Consider the following 20,264-nt stretch of genomic DNA (forward strand, 5'->3'; position numbering starts at 1 on the left):
TGATCGGTCCATTCCCGCGCGGGCGGGGCTTACAGCCGCGAGGACGCGGTCACTGGCTTGGTCGCCGGTCCATCCCTGCGCGGGCGGGGCTTGCCACGGTTCGGGCCGTGTGGTCGTGGTGGTGGTGCGGCCCAGGTCCAAGTCGTCTGCCACCCCACAGGTCCAGCCCCGCGCGGGGCTTACCAAGACGACCTCGTGACCCGCGTGCAAGCCATCCGGTTCATCCCCGCGCGCCGGGGCTTACCGAATTGCGACCGCGTCGTAGCCGACCCCTGCCGGGTTCATCCCCGCGCGCGCGGGGCTTACCAGGGTGCGACCTGGGATTCTTTGGGGGTGTTATCGTTTCGCGATGTTCGGGGTGCGATTTGGTCTCTCAGGGAGCGTCCACAGACATGGATGCGGACGCGTAGCGTCCACATTGATTCTCGGGGCTATGTTCGGCCGTTGAGTTGGCGGACAGGTTGTGTCCGCGATGGCTTTGGGTGTCCCAAGTTCCCCATCCCCTGTGTGGGGGCACACGGCATCCGTCACACGGCGTGGGGTGGGACGTCGCTGTGCGACTGGGTGGGTGGTGCGGCCGACTCAGCCGCACCACCCACCCGGGGATTACTCCTGGGCGTCGCGGGCCTGGGCGCGGAGGGCGCGTTGGACTCCGGCCTTGCCTTCGATCAGGAGGCGGCGCAGGGCGGCCGGGGGGTTCTCCTGGTCGATGTAGGCGTCGGTGCGCCGTACCGTCTCCTCCTCGATGAGGAACGACGGGTAGCAGAACTCCGCGAAGGTCTGCGCGAACTCCCCGGTCCACTTCTGCCAGGCCGGGCCCACCAGGTCGAAGTAGCGGTCCCGGTAGGGCACGAGCAGGTCGCGCTGGGCGGGTTCGCCGAAGCCGAGCAGCGTGGCCCGGAACTCGGCGTTGGCCATGTCGGAGGCGGACTCGATGCGCTCCCAGGCCTCGGCCTTGGCCTCCGCCGTCGGCAGTGCCGCGCGGCAGCCGGCGGCGGCGCGCTGGCCCGACGCGGTGGCGTCCCGCTCGACCTCCGCCGCGATCTCCGCCTCGCCGGCCTCACCGCGCACCACCAGGCGCCGCAGCAGGGTCCAGCGCAGGTCGGTGTCGATGTCCAGTCCCTCGATAGTGATCGCGCCGTCGAGGAGGCCGCGCAGCAGGGAGAGCTGCTCGGTGGTGATGCTGGCGTCCGCGAAGCCGTGCACGTAGGCGAGCTGTAGGTCGCTTCCGGGGACGGCGCCGGTGAGCAGGTTCTGCACCTGGTCGGCGAGGGTCGCGAAACCGGCGTCGCGCAACTCGGGAGCGGCGTAGGTGTGCAGCGCGGTGACCGCCTGACGCATCAGGGTCTGCGCCACGGCGACGTCGCTCACACCACGCAGACCGGAGGACACCAGCGTGACGAAGTCCCGGGTCGCCATCTCGGCGTCCCGCGTCATGTCCCAGGCCGCTGAGAAGCACAGGGCGCGGGGAAGCGACTCCTGGATCTCGCCCACGTGGTCCACGACGGTCCGCAGTGACCGCTCGTCCAGACGGATCTTGGTGAACGTGAGGTCGTCGTCGTTCACCAGCACCAGGTCCGCCCCCTTGCGGCCGACCAGTTCCGGAACCTCGGTGCGGGGGCCGGACACGTCCAGCTCCACGCGTTCCCGCCGCACGATCCCCTCGGGCGTGCGGTCGTAGAGACCGATGGCGATGCGGTGGTCCCGCAGCGTGGGGTGCTCCTCCGGGGCGGACTGCGCCACGGAGAACGCGGTGATGGTGCCCTCGGCGTCCAGTTCGAAGTCGGCGCGCAGGGTGTTCACCCCCGCGGTCTCCAACCACTGGCGCGACCATGCCGACAGGTCACGGCCGGAGGCCCGCTCCAGCTCCCGCAGCAGGTCCGGCAGTTCGGTGTTGCCCCAGGCGTGGGCCTGGAAGTACTCCCGCACCCCGGAGAAGAAGGCGTCCACCCCGACGTAGGCGACGAGCTGCTTGAGGACCGACGCCCCCTTGGCGTAGGTGATGCCGTCGAAGTTGACCTCCACCGCCTGCATGTCGGGGATGTCGGCCGCGATCGGGTGCGTTGAGGGGAGCTGGTCCTGGCGCAGCGCCCACGCCTTCTCGACGTTGGCGAAGGTGGTCCACGCGTCGGTCCACCGCGTCGCCTTGGCCTGGCAGTAGACACTGGCGAAGGTCGCGAAGGACTCGTTCAGCCACAGGTCGTCCCACCACCGCATGGTGACGAGGTTGCCGAACCACATGTGCGCCATCTCGTGCAGCATGGTCTCGGCCCGGCGCTCGTAGCGCGCGTCGGTGACCCGGGAGCGGAAGACGTAGTCCTCCAGGTAGGTCACCGCGCCGGCGTTCTCCATCGCCCCGGCGTTGAACTCGGGAACGAAGAGCTGGTCGTACTTGCCGAACGGGTACCGGATGCCGAACAGGTGGTGGTAGAAGTCGAAGCCCTGCTTGGTGACCTCGAGGATGGCGTCGGCGTCCAGGTGGTCGGCGAGGGAGGAACGGCAGTACACGCCGAGGGGGATCCCGTCGTGCGTGTCGCGGACCGCGTGGTACGGCCCGGCGATGAGCGCGGTGATGTAGGTCGACATGGGCTCGGTGGCGGGGAAGTGCCACCGGAACGCGCCCGCGTTGGTGGTGGGCTCACGCACCACGTCCGGTGTCGTGTTGGACACCACCTCGTAGTTCTCGGGCGCGAGCACCGTCAGCTCGAAGGGCGCCTTGAGGTCCGGCTGGTCGAAGCAGGTGTACATCCGCTGCGCGTCGGACGTCTCGAACTGGGTGTAGAGGTAGGTGTTGCCGTCCACCGGGTCGATGAAGCGGTGCAGCCCCTCACCGGTGCGCATGTAGGCGGCGTCGGCGTGGACCCGGAGCTCGTTGCGCTCCGCGAGGTCGCTCAGCGTCACCCGACCCCCGTCGAAGACCTGCGCCGGGTCCAGTGCCCGCCCGTTGAGCTCCACCTCCCGTACCGACGGCGCCGCGATCTCGATGAACGTCGACGCCCCGGGACGGTGGCACGTGAAGCGGACGGTCGTGGTTGAGCTGAAGGTCGCGCCGTCGCTGGTGAGATCGAGCATGACCTCATAGCCGTCGACATCCAGCAGCTCAGCGCGCTCTCTGGCCTCGTCGCGTGTCAGGTTGCCGGCCATGGCATGCCCCCTCGTACTTCGTCGCTGACAGTGCGGATTCCAAGCTGTGCGAAACAGTGGCGTTGGCAGTCGATCCTGCCATGCGGGATCGGGGAATGCCGAACAACCGCCCACGGTTGGGTTCAGGCAGGACCCAGGACAGCCCCCGCTGTCACGACGACCCAGAACGGAGCGAGCCCGTGGCCGAGCAGCGCACACCCGTCGATTTGTGGTTTGACCCGTTGTGCCCGTGGGCGTGGATGACGAGCCGCTGGCTCCTCGAGGTCGAGCGGATCCGCCCCATCGAGATCCGCTGGCACGTGATGAGCCTCTCCGTCCTCAACGAGGGCAATGACGACCTGCCGGAGGTGTACAAGGAGCTCATGGAGAAGGGGTGGGGTCCGGTCCGGGTCGCGATCGCCGCCAAGGAGAAGTACGGGGAGGACATCCTCGGTCCGCTCTACACGGCGCTGGGCACCCGAAACCACAACGAGGGCCTCCCCCTGGACGACGCGACCATCCGGGCGGCCCTGCGCGAGGTCGACCTCCCCGAGGAGCTGGCCGAGGCGGCGGACTCCGCCGAGTTCGACGCCGAGCTGCGCCGGTCGCACGCCGACGGCATCAACCGCGTGGGCCAGGACGTCGGCACGCCGGTGATCGCCGTCTCCGACGTCGCGTTCTTCGGGCCCGTCGTCACGCCCATCCCGCGCGGCGAGGCCGCCGGGAAACTGTGGGACGGCGTACTGCTGGTCGCCGGAACCGACGGGTTCTTCGAACTCAAGCGCACGCGCGACCGCGAACCGATCTTCGACTGAGACCTCGAACGCTCGGTGCGGGAGGTCCGATTCGGCACACCGTCGACGTGCGGGGTCGGACCTCCTGGCACACTGGTCGACGTGCGAATTCACCTTGGATCTGATCACGCCGGACTCGAACTGAAGAACCATCTCGCGGGATGGTTGGCCAAGCGCGGACACGACGTCGTCGACGCGGGGCCGGAGCTCTACGACGGGGAGGACGACTACCCGCCGTTCGTGCTGCGCGCCGCCGAGGGGGTCGCGCGCGAGAACGGGTCGATGGGAGTGGTGATCGGCGGTTCCGGCAACGGGGAGCAGATCGCCGCGAACAAGGTGGCGGGCGTGCGCGCCGCCCTGGTGTGGAGCGCGGAGACGGCGCGCCTCGCCCGACAGCACAACGACGCCAACGTGATCAGCCTCGGTGCCCGGATGCACTCCGAACAGGACGCCACCGACTTCGTCGAGGAGTTCCTGGCCACCCCCTACAGCGGAGCCGACCGGCACACCCGGCGGATCGAGATGATCAGCACCTACGAGACGTCCGGCGAGCTTCCCCCGCTGCCCTGATCCCCATGACCACCCGGGCGCTGGCGGTGCGGACCTTCGCACCGCCAGCGCCCACTGTCGTCCCTGGCCCCCTCGGCGGCGGTCGGGTCCATCCGCACCGCCACACCCGACCCGACTACGGACCTCCGTCGGGGCCGGCAGCCGTGGCGGTCAGAACACCAGGCCGCAGTGTCCCGGCCGTGGCCAGCCCATTCCGGTCACGAAGTCGGCGTAGGCGCCGGATCTCAGCTCCTCCACCTTTCCTGAGGCCACGGCGTAGGTGGGGGGAGTTCCCATGTAGGCCGCGCCGAGGGTGGCGACGTCCATCCGGAGGTCGGGCTCGTCCTCGGTAGCCCCGCACACCGCGCCGTTCCGGTCGGCGCGGAGCCGCCAGCGGCCGGCGTTCCAGGGGCACGTCGTGTCGGTGACCTCCAGCGCGAGGTCGATGGCGCCGCGGTAACTCCGCTGTTCCAGTGCCGCGGGAACGTCCACGAGGCGCACCCACAGGTTCGCGCCGAGGACGCTGTGCACGTGGTCGGGGTTCCGCAGGAGGCCGTAGAGGGGGATGTCAAGGGGAGCGTCGTCCATCGTCACCCGCGAGACCAGATCGCGGCCGAGCAGGTGCTCCCACAGCGCGGTGTGCGCCGCGGGAGTCAGCGCCTGAATGTCGACCACTGACACGGTCCCGTCCGGTAGCCCGGTCGGGGTGTAGCCCGACCGGACCCGGTACAGGACATATCCGGTGGTCCCCTGCGGCGTGTCCGCCACGACGCACTTCAGGGGGCTCATCCCTCGCCGTTCCGGGGGAGAGTCGTCGAGAGCGTGCGCCCACCAACGGTCGTCCCGCGCGAACTCGCCCGGACGGTCGGCGATCGCTGCCTGGAACACCGGGCCGATCGTCTCCGCCACGCCCTCGTGGACGTAGCGCACCGTCAGCGACGGGTCGCGCGGGGCGTCGCCGCGCACCGACGCCCGGGCGGCGTCCACCTGGATGTCGGCGGCCCAGGTCGCGGGACCGAATCCGAACCGGCCGTAGATCGCCCCCTCCGAGGCCCACAGCGCGGCCACCGCCTCACCCCGGTCGCGGATGTCGGCGAGCTGCCGCGTCATCACAGTGGTGAGGACCCCGCGCCGCCGGTGCGTCGGCAGGGTGGCGATCCCGGTCACGCCTCCCACCGGCATCGACCCTCCGGGAACGCCCATCGTGAAGGAGTGCGTGGCGCCGGTGCCGACGATCTCCTCCCCATCGAAGACCGCCAGCGTCCGGTCGAACTCGATGACTCCGCTGAACCGGTCGCCCGCGGTGGAAGTGTCCTGTGGGGAATTGAACGCGTCCGCGAGGACGAGCGCGTACGTGGGAAATTCGGTCTTGTCGATGGGACGCACCGGCCACGGCTCTGGCGCGGACTGAGGAGAGTGGGGTAGAGACATAGCCAACGTCACTATCAGCGGCGCGACCTTCACCGCCAGCGTTTTTCCTGACTTGTGCCGCGTCTCCCACGGGGGATTTGGATGGGGAGACGTGCTTGTGACCGCGCGAAGCGATACAGTTCGGCACCGGTCGCGCCCAAAGTCCGAAGGAGGAGGGCATATCCCTGGAGTCGCCCGGGGCTGCCTTGCCCACATGACCCGATGAGCACCACTAAAGCCAGTCCTCTCCACCGCGTGTGGCGGTCGCTGCGTTCAGCGGGCCAACGCGCGATGGCGATCGCTCGGCGCAAAGTGCTCTTCCGCTATCGGCTGGTGCTGATCACCCTGGTCGTGTTGGCCGTCGGCATCGCCCTCGGCGCCGTCTACATCGACCCCTGGTGGTTCCCTCCCAGCGCCGTCATCCTCACGGTGCTCGCCGGTGGACTCCTTCTGCGGCGCAAGAGCCTCGCCTTCCTGTTGATCGTCGTCGCCGGCGTTCTGTTGTTCCTGGCGTTTCGGATCGACGTCGCCCAGGTCGGCCCGGGGCTGCTGCTGACGATCGGGGTCACGGCGGTTCTCGCCTACCTGCTCTCCGGGGTGCGCGAACGCCTGGGGGTGCGTGGGCTGCGCGGGGAGCAGATGCTGTTGGAGCTGCGGGACCGGTTGCGTTCCCAAGGCCTGTTGCCGGAGCTACCGGGCACGTGGGGCACGAACTCGGCCCTCGAACAGGCGGGTGGCTCCTCCTTCGGCGGTGACTTCCTGGTGTCCGCGCAACGCGGCAACCGGCTCGAGCTCGCGGTGGTCGACGTCTCCGGCAAGGGGGTCGACGCCGGGACCCGCGCGCTGCTGCTCTCCGGCGCGTTCGGGGGCCTCATCGGGTCGGTACCCAGCGAAGACTTCCTCAGCCACTGCAACGACTACCTGTGGCGGACGGCGTTGGGCGAGGGGTTCGTCACCGCGGTCCACGTCAGTGTCGACCTGGACACCGGCGACTACCGGATCGCCTCGGCCGGACACCCGCCCGCGTTGCACTTCGACTCCGGTAGCGGACAGTGGACCACCACCGACGCCAAAGGCGTCGTGCTGGGCGTGATGGAGGAGACCACCTACGTCCACGCGCACGGACGCATCCGCTCGGGCGACGCGCTGATGCTCTACACCGACGGCCTGATCGAGACCCCCGGCGAGGACCTGGACGCCGGCATCGACCGCCTGCTCGGCGCCGCCGAGGGCATCGTCACCAACGGCTTCCAGGACGGCGCCCGACGTATCGTCGACACGTTGGGCAAGGAAAGCAACGACGACCGTGCCGTTGTCGTCGTCTGGCGCTCCTGAGGTCACCGACACGCCGGGACCCGTCGCGGCGCGCCACGGGAGTTCACCTCTCGGATAGTCCTGAGGGGCCGCGACCAATCACGATCGAACCGGGGAGGCGTGCGTGCCGGAGAGCGATGAGAACGGATCCCCGCGGCTCGACGATGTCGTCGACGGCGGGGACCTGACCGCGATTCGGCTCTGGTTGGCCGAACACCAGCCCTACGAGATCGCCGACGAGCTCGCCCGCATGCACAGCACTCGGGCCATCCTCCCCTTCCGGCTGCTGGACAAGGACCGGGAACTGGAGGTCTTCGAGGAGCTCGACCCGCCGCACCAACAGGAGATCCTCGCGGGGCTGCGCGACACCGCCATGCACGAGCTCCTGGAGGAGATGGAGCCCGACGACCGGGCCCGACTTCTCGGCGAGGTGCCCGCGAAGGTCGCGGCGAGCGCCCTCGCGGGCCTGAGCCCGCAGGAACGCAAGAAAACCGCCGCGCTCCTGGGCTACCCGGAGAACTCCGTCGGCCGGCACATGAGTCCCGAGGCGGTCATCCTGCACCGCGACCTCGCCGTCGGCCGCGCCCTGGAGGTCGTACGCGCCAAAGGGGGCGACGCCGAGACGATCTACACCCTCCCCGTCGTTGACGATGGCCGCCGCCTCGCCGGCACGGTCGAACTCGCGGCGCTGGTGATGGCCGAGCCGGACACGCCGATCAAGGACCTCGTGGATGTGCTGGTCCCTCGCGCCCGCGCGACGGACCCGGCCGAGAACGCGGCGCGACTCATGCAGGAGGCCAACCTGATGGCCCTGCCCGTCGTCGACTCCGAGGAACGTGTCGTGGGCCTGCTGACCTTCGACGACGCCCTGGAACTGATCGAGGCCGCCGACACCGAGGACATCGCCCGCCAGTCCGGAGCCAGCCCCATCTCCGAGCACTACGTGGCCGCCGGCGTGCTGCGCCTCGCCCGGGTGCGGGTGGTGTGGCTGCTGTTGCTCATCATCGCCTCCACACTCACCGTCAGTGTTCTCCAGGGGTTCGAGGCCACCCTCGAACAGGTCACCGCGCTCGCCCTGTTCATCCCCATGCTCACCGGCACCGGGGGCAACGTCGGCTCCCAGTCCGCCACCGCCGTGGTGCGCGCGCTCGCCGTCGGCGAGGTGCGGGTCCGCGACCTGCCCCGCGTGGCGTGGAAGGAATGCCGGGTCGGGCTGTCACTCGGCGCCGTCATGGCCCTCATCGCCCTGACGATCGGCCTGGTCGTCGTCCCCACGCCCGTCGCCCTCGCGGTCGCGCTGTCGATCGTCGTCATCTGTACCTGGGCCGCGATCATCGGAAGCTCCATGCCCCTGCTGGCGCGCCGGGTCGGAGTCGACCCCGCCGTCGTGTCCGCCCCGCTGGTCACCACCCTGGTGGACGCCACCGGCCTCGTCATCTACTTCACCGTCGCCCGCATGCTGCTCGGACTCTGAGGCCGAGCACCGTCAGAACCAGGTCGCGTCCCACCCCAAGAAAGCGGAAACAGCCGGTCAGAACCACGCAAACCCGAATAGACCGGATCCGTTCAGTCCCCGTTCACCTTCCCTGACCTGCGGAGTCACCCTCCGTGCCTAACGTGCCTGGTGGTGCCGCCCGAAAGGCGAGCGCCAGGTAACCAGTCCACCGGGAAGGACACGAGAGCTGTGAAGCTCAGGACCTATAGCCAGTTCGCGGGAGTCGTCGTTCTGGGCGCTCTCGCCCTCTCCGCCTGCGGCTCCGACCAGGCCGTCGACCAGCCCGACGCGGAGAACGGATCCGCCGGTGGCGCCGAGTGCGCCGAGGACGGCGGCACCCTCGCCGGAGCCGGTGCGAGCTCCATGGAGAACGCCATGGCTGCCTGGTCAGCGGGCTACTCCGGCCTCTGCGCCGAGACCTCCGTCGAGTACGACGCCGTCGGCTCCGGCGCCGGGCGGACCCAGTTCATCGACGGTGCCACCCAGTTCGGTGGTTCCGACGCCGCTCTCGACGATGACGAGCACGAGCAGGCCGCCGACCGTTGCGGCTCCGAGGCCGTGAACCTTCCGGCCTACATCTCACCGATCGCGGTGACCTTCAACCTCGAGGGCGTCGACCAGCTCAACCTGACGCCGGAGACGATCGCGGGCATCTTCAACCAGGACATCACCACCTGGGACGCCTCGGAGATCGCGGACGACAACCCCGACGTCGACCTCCCCGACAGCCCCATCATCCCGGTGAACCGGTCCGACGAGTCCGGAACCACCGAGAACTTCACCGCGTACCTCGACGTCGCCGCGGGCGACGCCTGGCCGCACGAGGTCAGTGGTGACTGGCCTGTCGAGCCGGTCGAGGCCGCGCAGGGCAGCTCGGGCGTCGTCTCGGCGATCGAGGGCGGGGAGGGCACCATCGGCTACGTCGACGCCTCCCACGTCGGTGACCTGGGTACCGTCGCGGTCGGGGTCGGCGACGACTTCGTCGAGTACAGCCCCGAGTCCGCCGCCGCCATCGTGGACGCCTCACCGGAGCGCGAAGGTAACGACGAGAACGACCACGCGATCGAGCTCGACTACCTCACCGAGGACTCCTCGGCCTACCCGATCGTCCTGGTCGCCTACGCTCTGGCCTGCATGGAGTACGAGGACGCCGGTGACGCCGAGCGCGTCTCCAGCTTCCTCAACTACATCATCAGCGAGGAAGGCCAGCAGGCCGCCGCGGACGAGGCGGGATCGGCTCCGTTGTCCGACGAGACGCGCGACGCCGTGCTGGAGACCGTCAACCAGATCGCCTAGGCACGCGCGCCACACGCGGGCCAACGCGCGAACGGGCCCCGGACATCTCGACCACCCAGGGGTGGCGGAGGTCCGGGGCCCGTTCGTGTTCCACGACCCACCACCACCGGTAGGTCGTGAGGTCGTACTGGCCCACGGGATCAGTCCGACAGCTCCAGGTCCGCGGTCGCCGGTTCCGAGCCCACCCGCACCTGGACTACGTTCGTGGAGCTCCCCTCCCGGCTTCCGGAGATCTCGTAGTCGCCCTCCGCCAGGCCAGTCCACTCGTAGGTCCCGTCCGCGCCGGTGAGGACCGCCTTCTCCGGGACCGGGTTGGGTGGGTCGCCCACCGAGATCGGGGTGATCAGGACGTCCGACGCCGGGTCGCCGGCGGAGTCCACGACGGTCCCCGTCACGACGCTTGACCCGTCCGGTGCCGGAGCGCCGGCCGTGGCGTCGGAGCTTTCGGCCTCCGACCTGCCACATCCCACGGCGAACAGGACGACGACGGCCAGGCCCGCGACGACAGGCCCAAGCCGACCCACGGCGGAGGCCGACGGTGGGGGAGTCCGGCGATGCGGGCACGGCATCGGTTTCCGGTCGGTGTGCGGCATCTCGCTCCAGTCAGTGGATGGCGTCGCTCATTGTCCCGGGCTGGACACCCGCGTTCGTCGTTCGACGCGCGACCACGGGCGCACGTTGCCCCACAGATCGCCCCGTGAGCCGCCGTAGCGTCCTCCCGGCGAGTGCGTAGGACGGGACGAGGGGGCGCCGTGACGGATGCCACTCGCCACGCGGGTTTCGTCGAGGCGCCCTCGTACGCCCAGGGCCCAGCGCACGCGGCGCGGCGCGGGAACGTGCCAGGCCACGGCGGTACCGGGCGCGAATACGCGACGGTGGAGCGCGCCCCAGCGCGACACCACGGGGGTGGTGGGTCCCTTCTCCGCCCCCCGTTCACCCGCCCCTCACCGACACGCCGTCCCCGCGTCCCCCTCCTCGTCATCGAGGGTTCCGGGCCGATCGGGGGTTCCCACACGATTGGTCTATACCCGCGGTCTATGCCAACTGGCCAGGTCACGAGCGATCGGCCATCATCTGGGCATAGCCCAACGGGAGGAACTGGACTGTGTCTGACCTGATCGACGCCGCGGATACCCCTGCGACCAGCAACCAGGAGCTGCTCGACTGGGTTGCCGACATCGCCGAACTCACGCAGCCCGACCGCGTGGTGTGGTGTGACGGCTCGGAGGAAGAGTGGGAGCGCCTCACCGACGACCTGGTCACCGCCGGCACGTTGCGGCGGCTGAATCCAGAACTCCGCCCGAACAGCTTCTACGCGCGCTCCGACCCCAGCGACGTGGCGCGGGTGGAGGACCGCACCTTCATCTGTTCGGAGCGTGAGCAGGACGCGGGGCCGACGAACAACTGGGTCGCGCCGGCCGACATGCGGCGTACGCTCAACGAGGTCTTCTCCGGCTGCATGCGCGGCCGCACCATGTACGTGGTCCCGTTCTGCATGGGTCCGCTGGGCGGAAGCATCTCCCAACTGGGCGTCGAGATCACCGACTCGCCCTACGTCGTGGTGTCCATGCGGATCATGACGCGCATCGGGACCCCCGCTCTGCGGCTGATCGAGGAGCGCGGATCGTTCGTCCCCGCCGTCCACTCCGTCGGCGCGCCGCTGGAGCCCGGACAGCAGGACGTCGCCTGGCCCTGCAGCAGCACCAAGTACATCACGCACTTCCCGGAGACGCGGGAGATCTGGTCCTACGGTTCCGGCTACGGCGGCAACGCCCTGTTGGGCAAGAAGTGCTACGCCCTGCGCATCGCCTCGGTGATGGCCCGCGACGAGGGCTGGATGGCCGAGCACATGCTCATCCTGAAGGTCACCCCGCCGAAGGGCGACACCCACTACGTCGCGGCCGCGTTCCCCAGCGCGTGCGGCAAGACCAACCTCGCGATGCTGCAGCCCACCATCCCGGGGTGGAAGGTCGAGACCGTCGGCGACGACATCGCCTGGATGCGCTTCGACGGCGACGGCCAACTGCGCGCCATCAACCCCGAGGCGGGGTTCTTCGGCGTCGCCCCCGGAACGGGACAGTCCACCAACGCCAACGCGGTCACCACTCTGTGGGGCAACACCATCTTCACCAACGTCGCGCTCACTGACGACGGCGACGTCTGGTGGGAGGGGCTCACCGACGAGCCCCCGGCGCACCTCACCGACTGGAAGGGCCGCGACTGGACTCCGGACGCCACCGAACCGGCGGCGCACCCCAACGCGCGCTTCACCGTGCCGGCCGCCCAGGCGCCCACCATCGCCCCCGAGTGGGAGGACCCCGCCGGCGTACCGATCTCGGCGATCCTGTTCGGAGGCCGCCGCGCGACCGCCGTCCCGCTGGCCAACGAGGCCCTCAGTTGGCAGCACGGCGTCTTCCTGGGCGCGAACGTCTCCTCGGAGAAGACCGCCGCCGCGGAAGGCAAGGTCGGTGAACTGCGCCGCGACCCGTTCGCCATGCTGCCCTTCTGCGGCTACAACATGGGCGACTACTTCAAACACTGGCTGGACATCGGCCGGGCCACCTCGGCGGAGAAGCTGCCCCGCATCTTCTACGTCAACTGGTTCCGCAAGGACGCCGACGGTCGCATCATCTGGCCGGGCTTCGGCGAGAACAGCCGGGTCCTGAAGTGGATCGTCGAGCGGCTCCAGGGTGAGGCCCAGGCACAGGCCACACCCATCGGTCACGTGCCGACGCCCGAGTCACTGGACACCGCCGGACTCGACCTGGCCGACGCCGAGCTGCGCGAGCTGCTGCGCGTCGACCCAGAGGTGTGGCGTCAGGAGGCCGACCTCATCCCCGACTTCTTCAAGACGTTCGGGGACCATCTCCCCAGCGAGCTGTGGGACGAGTACAAGGCACTCCGGGAGCGCCTGGACGCCGGTTCGGACACGGCACGGTGAGGAGCCTGAGCGTGCCGGAGTGAGGCCGGGGGCCGCCGGCGGGAGTTGGGGCACGCGTCCGTGCGTGTTCTAGCCCGCCGGCGGTACGTCCTCGGGCCGGGGGAAGGAGCTCTGCGCGCCCTCCTTGGTGACCGCCGCGGCGCCGACCCGTGCGGCGTAGGCGGCCGCCGCCGTCAGTGAGGCGCCGTCCGCCAGGCGCGCCGCCAAAGCTCCAGTGAACGCGTCGCCCGCCCCCGTGGTGTCCACGGGGGAGACGCGCGGACTGGGAACGGCCGTCACCGTGCCTGGCTCCGCCACCACGGCCCCCTCCGCGCCCAGGGTGACCACGACCGAGGCGGGCCCGCGGTCAAGCAGCGCCTTCGCGCTGTCCACCGGACTCCCGGCCGCGGCCTCGCCGAGGAGGAACGCGGCCTCGTGCTCGTTCACCACCAGCGGGTCACACAGCTCCAACAGCTCCTTGGGGACGTCACGGGCGGGGGAGAGGTTGAGAACCACCCGCCGCGCGACACGAGCGGCCGCGAGAACCGCGGGCATCGGAATCTCAAGCTGCATCGACGTGACGGCGGCGTCCCGCAGCAACGGGGCCGCGGCGGCGACCTCGTCCTCGCCGAGTTCCGCGTTCGCGCCCGGCGACACCACGATGGTGTTGTCGCCGTCGGCGCCCACCGTGATCACGGCCACACCGGTGGCGGTCGGGACCCGCCCCACATGGCCGGTGTCCACCCCGGCGCCCCGCATCGACTCCAGCAGGAAGTCCCCGTGCGCGTCGGTGCCCACCAGGCCCACGAACGCCACGTCCGCCCCCAGACGTCCCGCGGCCACGGACTGGTTCCCGCCCTTCCCGCCGGGGAACGTCGCGAGATCGGAACCCAGCACGGTCTCACCCGGTGAGGGATGGCGGTCCACCCGAACCACCAGATCCGCGTTGGCCGACCCCACCACAACAACCCTGGAGCTCACGAGTATCCCCTCTCCCGCACGGTCCGCCTCACGGTAGCGGGTCGGTCCGACGTGAGGAACGTTGACCTGGGTATGCGTCCATCACCACCGCGGTGGTGATGGACCGTGCCATGGCGACGCGTGGTGCGTCTCGCCGGGTGGAGGCAGCCTCGTCACTTCCGTCGTTCCGTCCCGCTCATGGCGGTCGCAGCGGAACGATACGGGGCCAATGTGCCGCACCATGGCACCGACGACGACCGAATCGGCGACGTCACCGGGCAGGAGGTGGAGTGGGTCGTCCCCGAGGGGCCGTGTGCAAGTGGAGTCACGGGGGCTCGGGCGGTCCAGTAAGGAGTCAGGTCGAACCCTGTCTCCTATGAGGACAAAAAAGCCTGACCTCGAGTAATTCCGAGGTCAGGCCCTTTATCGGTGGAGCGGGTGACGGGAATCGAACCCGCATAACCAGCTTGGAAGGCTGGGGCTCTACCATTGAGCTACACCCGCATGGCGCCGAGCGCCCAGAGTTTCCTCTAGACTCGGTTCGCGCCGACAGGGATAAGACTACAGTCTCTGTGGGACTGGTGCATTCGCGGCCCGCATAATGGGTCGGGAGCGGGGAGTAGCGCAGCTTGGTTAGCGCGCATGCTTTGGGAGCATGAGGCCGCGGGTTCGAATCCCGCCTCCCCGACGGATAGGTCTTGGGCCACGCCGCACTGACGTGCCTGGTGTCTGCCCTAGACTTGGCGTGACTGGCTGAAGGTCAGGTCGGAGACCCACGAGTCCATACGGCCGTGCCGCCCCCGTCGCCGGCGGCCAGAGTCTCGCGTTGCCCTAACACAGCCGGAACAAGCCAGCCGGAAACCCTAGGAGTACTGCCCCGTGAAGACCGATGTCGAGGAGCTCAGCCCGACCCGGGTCAAGCTGACCATCGAGGTTCCGTTCGAAGAGCTGGACCACGCCTTCGACGTGACCTACAAGTCGCTGGCCAAGCAGGTTCGGATCAAGGGATTCCGGCCGGGCAAGGCGCCGGCGCGGCTCATCGACCGCTTCGTGGGACGCGGTGTCGTGCTCAACGAGGCCGTGAACCACGCCGTTCCGGAGCTGTACAACCAGGCCGTCCGTGAGGAGGAGGTCGTCGCCCTCGGACAGCCCGAGGTCGAGATCACCAAGCTGGACGACGGCAGCGAGCTCGCCTTCACCGCCGAGGTGGACGTGCGGCCCAAGTTCGAGGTCACCGACTTCGAGGGCCTCGAGGTCACCGTGGACGACGCGGGCGTGACCGACGAGCGCGTCGACGAGCAGCTCAAGAACCTGCGTGAGCGGTTCTCCACGCTCACCGGTGTCGAGCGCGCGGCCGAGGACGGCGACCACGTGTCCATCGACCTCGCGGCCTCCGTCGACGGCGAGCCCCTGGAGGACGTCCAGGTCAACGGCTTCTCCTACGAGGTCGGCACCAACACCATGCTGGAGGGCCTGGACGACACCCTGCGGGGGATGTCCGCCGGCGACTCCACCACCTTCTCCACCACCCTGGTCGGTGGCGAGCACGAGGGCACCGAGGCCGACGTGGCCGTCACCGTGCACAGCGTCAAGACCAAGGAACTGCCCGAGCTGGACGACGAGTTCGCCCAGATGGCCAGTGAGTTCGACACCGTCGAGGAACTGCGCGCCGACGTCCGCAACCGCATCGAGCAGATGCGCCGGATCCAGCAGCTCACCCAGGCGCGTGACCGCGCCTTGGAGAAGCTCATCGAGACGATCGACGTGCCGCTGCCCGACTCCGTGGTCAAGGAGGAGGCCGACCGGCGTCGGGAGAACCTCACCGAGCAGCTCCAGCGCAGCGGGCTCTCCCTCGAGGACTACCTGTCGTCGCAGGAGCAGTCCCAGGAGGACTACGACACCGAGCTCGACTCCGGTGCCCGCTCCGCGGTCAAGGCCGGCTTCGTCCTGGACCAGATCGCGCAGCAGGAAGAGCTCAGCGCCGACAACCAGGAGCTCAGCCGCTACGTGACCGAGCAGGCCCAGCGGATGGGCGTCTCGCCGGAGCAGCTCGCCCGCCACCTCACCGAGTCCAACCAGATCGGTGTCGCCTACACCGAGGTGGTGCGGTCCAAGGCCCTGGACCTCCTGGTCTCCAAGGCCACGGTGACCGACGAGTCCGGCAACACCATCGAGACCGGCTCCGAGGACGAGGAGTCGGCCGAGGACGCCGCCGAGGCGGTGACCGGTGACGACACCGAGTCCGCCGCGGACACCTCCGAGGCCGCGGAGGAGAAGAACGAGACCGAGGACGCCGCGAAGTCCTGAGCAGGCGCCGCTGGTCAGACAGCGTGACGAAGACGCGGCCCCGCACCGGTTTCCGGTGCGGGGCCGCGGCCTTGTCGAGGGCGCGGGTTTCGGGGGCGAGACCTGCGCTCAAAGCGAACACCGACGATATAGGGACACCCGAGGCTCCCACGGGGGTTAGTGTCGCAACCGTGGCAACCGTTTCGAATCCGGAGCAGGGGACTACTGTGTCGCCGACTATCCAAGCGTCCACGCGGATCGACGCCCGCGCACCTGAGACGCCTTTCCCCGCCTTGCTGGAGCAGACGTCACAGCGTCTGCTGCGCCAGCGCATCATTTTCCTCGGCCAGCAGGTCGACGAGGAGATCGCGAACCGTATCGTCGGTGAGCTTCTGCTGCTGTCCGCGGAGGACCGGCAGGCCGACATCACCCTCTACATCAACTCGCCCGGCGGGTCGGTGCACGCGGGTATGGCGATCTATGACGTGATGCAGTACATCCCCAATGACGTGGTCACGGTCGGGATGGGCCTCGCGGCCTCCATGGGGCAGCTCCTGCTGTGCGCGGGTGCGCACGGCAAGCGCTACGCCCTTCCCCACACGCGGGTGCTGATGCACCAGCCGTCCGGGGGCGTTGGTGGTACCGCGAGCGACATCCTCATCCGGGCCGAGGACCTGATGTACATGAAGCGCTCGCTGTTCGAGGTGATCTCGCACCACACCGGACAGAGCACCGAGCAGATCACCGTCGACGCCGAGCGTGACCGCTGGTTCACCGCGGAAGAGGCCAAGGCCTACGGCTTCATCGACGACGTGTCGGGCAGCGCTCCTGCGGCCGCTGCCGCCACGAAGCGCAAGAAGTCCTGAGCGGCCGTACCGAGAGCGGAGACACCACTGTGAACGACTTCACCACGCACGCGGCATCGGGTGTGGGGCCGACTTCCCCGCAGTCGCGGTACATCATCCCCTCCTTCGTCGAGCGCACCGCGTACGGCGTGAAGGAGATGAACCCGTACAACAAGCTGTTCGAGGACCGGATCATCTTCGTCGGGGTGCAGATCGACGACACCTCGGCCAACGACATCATGGCCCAGCTCATCACGCTGGAGCACATGGACTCCGACCGCGACATCCAGATGTACATCAACTCCCCGGGTGGATCCTTCACCTCGTTGATGGCCATCTACGACACGATGCAGTTCGTACGGCCCGACATCCAGACCACCTGCATCGGGCAGGCCGCGTCCGCGGCGGCCGTGTTGCTGGCGGCGGGTGCCCCGGGCAAGCGGCTGTGCCTGCCCAACGCCCGGATCCTGCTGCACCAGCCGGCGACGGAGGGAATGTTCGGTCAGGCGACTGACATCGAGATCCACGCCCGCGAGATCATGCGGATCCGCGAGCAGCTCGAGACGACGCTGGCGCGACACACCGACAAGACGCAAGAAGAGATCTCGAAGGACATCGAGCGGGACAAGATTCTGACCGCGGATGAGGCCAAGGCCTACGGCATTGTCGACGACGTGCTGCCGTATCGGAAGTCAACAACGAAGAAGTAACGGTGCGCGGGGACGTATGGTGAAGGGAGGGCGAATCCTCGCCTAGGCTCGACAGGGGTACGAATCGTCTCGCCGCTCCCCAGCCAGGGGCGCGTATGCTCATCACGAGGCGGTGCACGCCTAGAGGGTCCATCCGCCCCGCGACACTGGGGTGACACTCATGTATAAGGAGTAGCTGGGTGGGACGCATCGGCGACGGTGGAGACCTGCTGAAGTGCTCGTTCTGCGGCAAGAGCCAAAAGCAGGTGAAGAAGCTCATTGCCGGACCGATAGGTGTGTACATCTGCGACGAGTGCATCGACCTGTGCAACGAGATCCTCGAGGAGGAGCTCGCCGAGACCGGTGAGGTCGAGTGGGGCAGCCTTCCCAAACCACGGGAGATCTACGAGTTCCTGGACACCTACGTGGTGGGCCAGGAGCAGGCGAAGAAGGCGCTCTCGGTAGCGGTGTACAACCACTACAAGCGGGTGCAGTCAGAGGGTGAGGGACCCCGCGACGAGAATATCGAGATCGCGAAGTCCAACATCCTGCTCCTCGGCCCGACCGGGTCGGGCAAGACTCTGCTCGCCCAGACGCTCGCGAAGATTCTCAACGTCCCGTTCGCCATCGCCGACGTCACCGCCCTCACCGAGGCCGGCTACGTGGGCGAGGACGTCGAGAACATCCTGCTGAAGCTGATTCAGGCCGCCGACTACGACGTGAAGAAGGCCGAGACCGGCATCATCTACCTGGATGAGGTCGACAAGGTCGCCCGCAAGAGCGAGAACCCCTCGATCACGCGGGACGTCTCCGGCGAGGGTGTGCAGCAGGCCCTGCTGAAGATCCTCGAGGGCACGACGGCCAGTGTGCCGCCGCAGGGCGGCCGCAAGCATCCGCACCAGGAGTTCATCCAGATCGACACCACGAACGTGTTGTTCATCTGTGGTGGGGCCTTCGCCGGGCTGGACCAGATCATCGAGTCGCGTGTGGGCCGGCAGCGGATGGGCTTCAACAACGTGCTGCACGCGCAGAAGGAGGTCAACACCAGTGACCCCTTCGCGGACGTCATGCCAGAGGACCTGCTGAAGTTCGGGATGATCCCGGAGTTCGTGGGCCGGCTGCCCGTCATCACCAGCGTGCACAACCTGGACCGTCCGGCGTTGATCAGGATCCTCACCGAGCCGCGCAACGCTCTGGTCAAGCAGTACCGCAAGCTGTTCGAACTGGACGGCGTCGACCTGGAGTTCTCCGAGGACGCCCTGGAGGCGATCGCGGACCAGGCCATCATGCGGGGGACGGGCGCGCGTGGTCTGCGGGCCATCATCGAGGAGGTCCTGCTCTCGGTGATGTACGAAGTGCCCAGCCGCGAGGACGTCGAACAGGTCATCATCACGCGTGAGGCCGTGCTGGAGCACGTCAACCCGACGATCGTTCCACGCGCGTCCTCCTCGCCGCGGCGTTCGCAGAAGACGGAGAAGAGCGCCTAACCACGTCCGCCCCCGGGCCACGTCCCAGTGGCGACGGTGTGCTCCCGGGGCGGGCGGGCAGGATCGGCGCTCACGCGCCGTCGGCGTCGGAATCGTTCTCCTCGCCGCCGTCCTCGGTGAGGATGCCCTGGAGTCGGGTGATCTCCACGGCCTGTTCCAGGGCCATCTCGCTGGCGAGGTTGTACACGACGGGGTGCTCACCGTCGCGGAGCACCTCCTCGGCCATGACGATGGCGCCCTCGTGGTGCTGGACCATGTACTCCACGAAGAGCTCGTCGAACTCCGTCCCCGAGGCGTCGGTGAGCTCGTCCATCTGTTCCGGCGTGAGCATCCCCTCCATGTCCTCGTGGGTGTGGTCGAGGGTCACGCAGTCCTCGGTGTCGTGGTGGGCGCCTTCGAGGTCCAGACCGCAGTAGTTCCGGTGGGCCGGACTGTCGCGCGCGGGAGCGTAGACGTTCAGCTCCAGCCACGCCTCCATAAGTTCGATCTCGCCCTGCTGGCCCACCGACATCCGTTCGGCGATGGTGTCGATGCTGGGGTCGTCGTGGCGGGACTCCACGAGGTCGGTCATTTCCAGCGCCTGCTCGTGGTGGGCGACCATCCGGTGCATGAAGTCGGCGTCGGTCTCGTTGTGCGCGATGTCCGTCGCGTCCTGGACGTCGGCGAGGCTGAGCTCGCTGGGTTCGTCGCCGGGTGCGCCGGGGTCCAACGGTGGGGGATCGGCGCTGTCCGCGGACCCGGAGCAGGCCACCGCGGACAGAACCACGGCGAGCGCCGCCGGCAGAGTGAACACCACGGGACGTTGGTGCGGCGTGCGTCCGCCGGAGGGGCGCGAGTCGACACGGTCGCCGCCACCTCGGTCCCCGTGCGCCGTCCCGAACGTGCTTCCACCCCGCCTGACCATGGCGTCCTCGCTCTCCTCGGGTGCACGGCGCGTCGACGTGCCGTGGTCTGTCTACTGAATTACCGTCTGAATTGTCCAGTTGACGCACTGCTGTGTCGCGACTTGCGCAAAAGAACATGATGTGTCGGAGAGGGGTTTTGCTTGACCATCTGAATTGAATTGGCGGGCATCCCCTGGCCATGGTGGGCGCCC

At 68.7% G+C, this 20,264-nt stretch carries 15 protein-coding genes and 2 tRNA genes; 11 read left to right on the top strand and 6 right to left on the bottom strand.

What is annotated here, in order from left to right; all coding sequences use genetic code 11:
- Positions 1-606: 606 nt before the first annotated feature.
- Positions 607-3,144, bottom strand: coding sequence for an aminopeptidase N (gene pepN, locus J4H86_RS24820; protein ID WP_236540742.1), 2,538 nt, complete (start codon positions 3,142-3,144; stop codon positions 607-609).
- A 179-nt stretch (positions 3,145-3,323) separates the two neighbouring features.
- Here pepN and J4H86_RS24825 point away from each other — a divergent pair, with 179 nt between their 5' ends.
- Together J4H86_RS24825 and J4H86_RS24830 are read left to right on the top strand one after the other, a co-directional pair.
- Positions 3,324-3,938 carry a mycothiol-dependent nitroreductase Rv2466c family protein gene (locus J4H86_RS24825; RefSeq protein WP_394356415.1) on the top strand — a complete coding sequence of 205 codons (615 nt, stop codon included), beginning with the start codon at positions 3,324-3,326 and terminating at the stop codon, positions 3,936-3,938.
- Between the two features lie 81 nt (positions 3,939-4,019).
- Entirely contained in the window at positions 4,020-4,487 is a 468-nt protein-coding gene (locus J4H86_RS24830; RefSeq protein ID WP_236540743.1) for a ribose-5-phosphate isomerase, read from the top strand.
- 150 nt (positions 4,488-4,637) lie between these two features.
- Here J4H86_RS24830 and J4H86_RS24835 read toward each other — a convergent pair whose 3' ends face one another.
- The gene (locus J4H86_RS24835) at positions 4,638-5,852 is read right to left on the bottom strand and encodes a GNAT family N-acetyltransferase (protein ID WP_236540744.1); all 1,215 of its coding nucleotides are present in this window, start codon (positions 5,850-5,852) and stop codon (positions 4,638-4,640) included.
- Positions 5,853-6,098: 246 nt separating this feature from the next.
- Here J4H86_RS24835 and J4H86_RS24840 point away from each other — a divergent pair, with 246 nt between their 5' ends.
- From J4H86_RS24840 to pstS, 3 genes are all read left to right on the top strand, one after another.
- Entirely contained in the window at positions 6,099-7,211 is a 1,113-nt protein-coding gene (locus J4H86_RS24840; protein WP_236540745.1) for a PP2C family protein-serine/threonine phosphatase, read from the top strand.
- A 103-nt stretch (positions 7,212-7,314) separates the two neighbouring features.
- Entirely contained in the window at positions 7,315-8,664 is a 1,350-nt protein-coding gene (gene mgtE, locus J4H86_RS24845) for a magnesium transporter (RefSeq protein ID WP_236540746.1), read from the top strand.
- A gap of 210 nt (positions 8,665-8,874) precedes the next feature.
- Entirely contained in the window at positions 8,875-9,981 is a 1,107-nt protein-coding gene (gene pstS, locus J4H86_RS24850) for a phosphate ABC transporter substrate-binding protein PstS (protein WP_236540747.1), read from the top strand.
- 140 nt (positions 9,982-10,121) lie between these two features.
- Here pstS and J4H86_RS24855 read toward each other — a convergent pair whose 3' ends face one another.
- On the bottom strand, positions 10,122-10,505 hold the full coding sequence (locus J4H86_RS24855; RefSeq protein ID WP_236540748.1) for a carboxypeptidase-like regulatory domain-containing protein: 384 nt from the start codon (positions 10,503-10,505) through the stop codon (positions 10,122-10,124).
- Positions 10,506-11,086: 581 nt separating this feature from the next.
- On the opposite strand from J4H86_RS24855, the gene J4H86_RS24860 reads away from it, so the two are divergent.
- Complete coding sequence (locus J4H86_RS24860) at positions 11,087-12,922, top strand: phosphoenolpyruvate carboxykinase (GTP) (protein ID WP_236540749.1); 1,836 nt, start codon at positions 11,087-11,089, stop codon at positions 12,920-12,922.
- A gap of 69 nt (positions 12,923-12,991) precedes the next feature.
- Here J4H86_RS24860 and J4H86_RS24865 read toward each other — a convergent pair whose 3' ends face one another.
- Both J4H86_RS24865 and J4H86_RS24870 read right to left on the bottom strand, forming a co-directional pair.
- Complete coding sequence (locus tag J4H86_RS24865) at positions 12,992-13,882, bottom strand: ribokinase (protein ID WP_236540750.1); 891 nt, start codon at positions 13,880-13,882, stop codon at positions 12,992-12,994.
- A 409-nt stretch (positions 13,883-14,291) separates the two neighbouring features.
- Positions 14,292-14,365, bottom strand: a tRNA-Gly gene (locus J4H86_RS24870).
- 109 nt (positions 14,366-14,474) lie between these two features.
- On the opposite strand from J4H86_RS24870, the gene J4H86_RS24875 reads away from it, so the two are divergent.
- From J4H86_RS24875 to clpX, 5 genes are all read left to right on the top strand, one after another.
- Positions 14,475-14,549: transfer RNA gene (locus tag J4H86_RS24875), tRNA-Pro, on the top strand.
- A 191-nt stretch (positions 14,550-14,740) separates the two neighbouring features.
- Positions 14,741-16,168: a trigger factor gene (tig, locus tag J4H86_RS24880; RefSeq protein ID WP_236540751.1), complete on the top strand. Its 1,428-nt coding sequence runs from the start codon at positions 14,741-14,743 to the stop codon at positions 16,166-16,168.
- 236 nt (positions 16,169-16,404) lie between these two features.
- Entirely contained in the window at positions 16,405-17,013 is a 609-nt protein-coding gene (locus J4H86_RS24885) for an ATP-dependent Clp protease proteolytic subunit (protein ID WP_269134603.1), read from the top strand.
- Between the two features lie 29 nt (positions 17,014-17,042).
- Positions 17,043-17,702 carry an ATP-dependent Clp protease proteolytic subunit gene (locus J4H86_RS24890; protein WP_236540752.1) on the top strand — a complete coding sequence of 220 codons (660 nt, stop codon included), beginning with the start codon at positions 17,043-17,045 and terminating at the stop codon, positions 17,700-17,702.
- Positions 17,703-17,881: 179 nt separating this feature from the next.
- Positions 17,882-19,168 (top strand): ATP-dependent Clp protease ATP-binding subunit ClpX, encoded by a 1,287-nt coding sequence (clpX, locus tag J4H86_RS24895; RefSeq protein WP_236540753.1) that lies wholly within the window; start codon positions 17,882-17,884, stop codon positions 19,166-19,168.
- Between the two features lie 70 nt (positions 19,169-19,238).
- Here the strand turns inward: clpX and J4H86_RS24900 are convergent, their stop codons facing one another.
- Positions 19,239-19,961 (bottom strand): DUF305 domain-containing protein, encoded by a 723-nt coding sequence (locus tag J4H86_RS24900; protein ID WP_236540754.1) that lies wholly within the window; start codon positions 19,959-19,961, stop codon positions 19,239-19,241.
- Between the last annotated feature and the right edge of the window lie 303 nt (positions 19,962-20,264).

It is taken from the genome of Spiractinospora alimapuensis (genome assembly GCF_018437505.1).
Classification (GTDB): domain Bacteria; phylum Actinomycetota; class Actinomycetes; order Streptosporangiales; family Streptosporangiaceae; genus Spiractinospora; species Spiractinospora alimapuensis.

Excerpts from the sequence above, each read along its gene's own strand:
- pepN (WP_236540742.1), bottom strand. The coding sequence starts at position 3,144 with ATGGCCGGCAACCTGACACGCGACGAGGCCAGAGAGCGCGCTGAGCTG.
- J4H86_RS24840 (WP_236540745.1), top strand. The coding sequence starts at position 6,099 with ATGAGCACCACTAAAGCCAGTCCTCTCCACCGCGTGTGGCGGTCGCTG.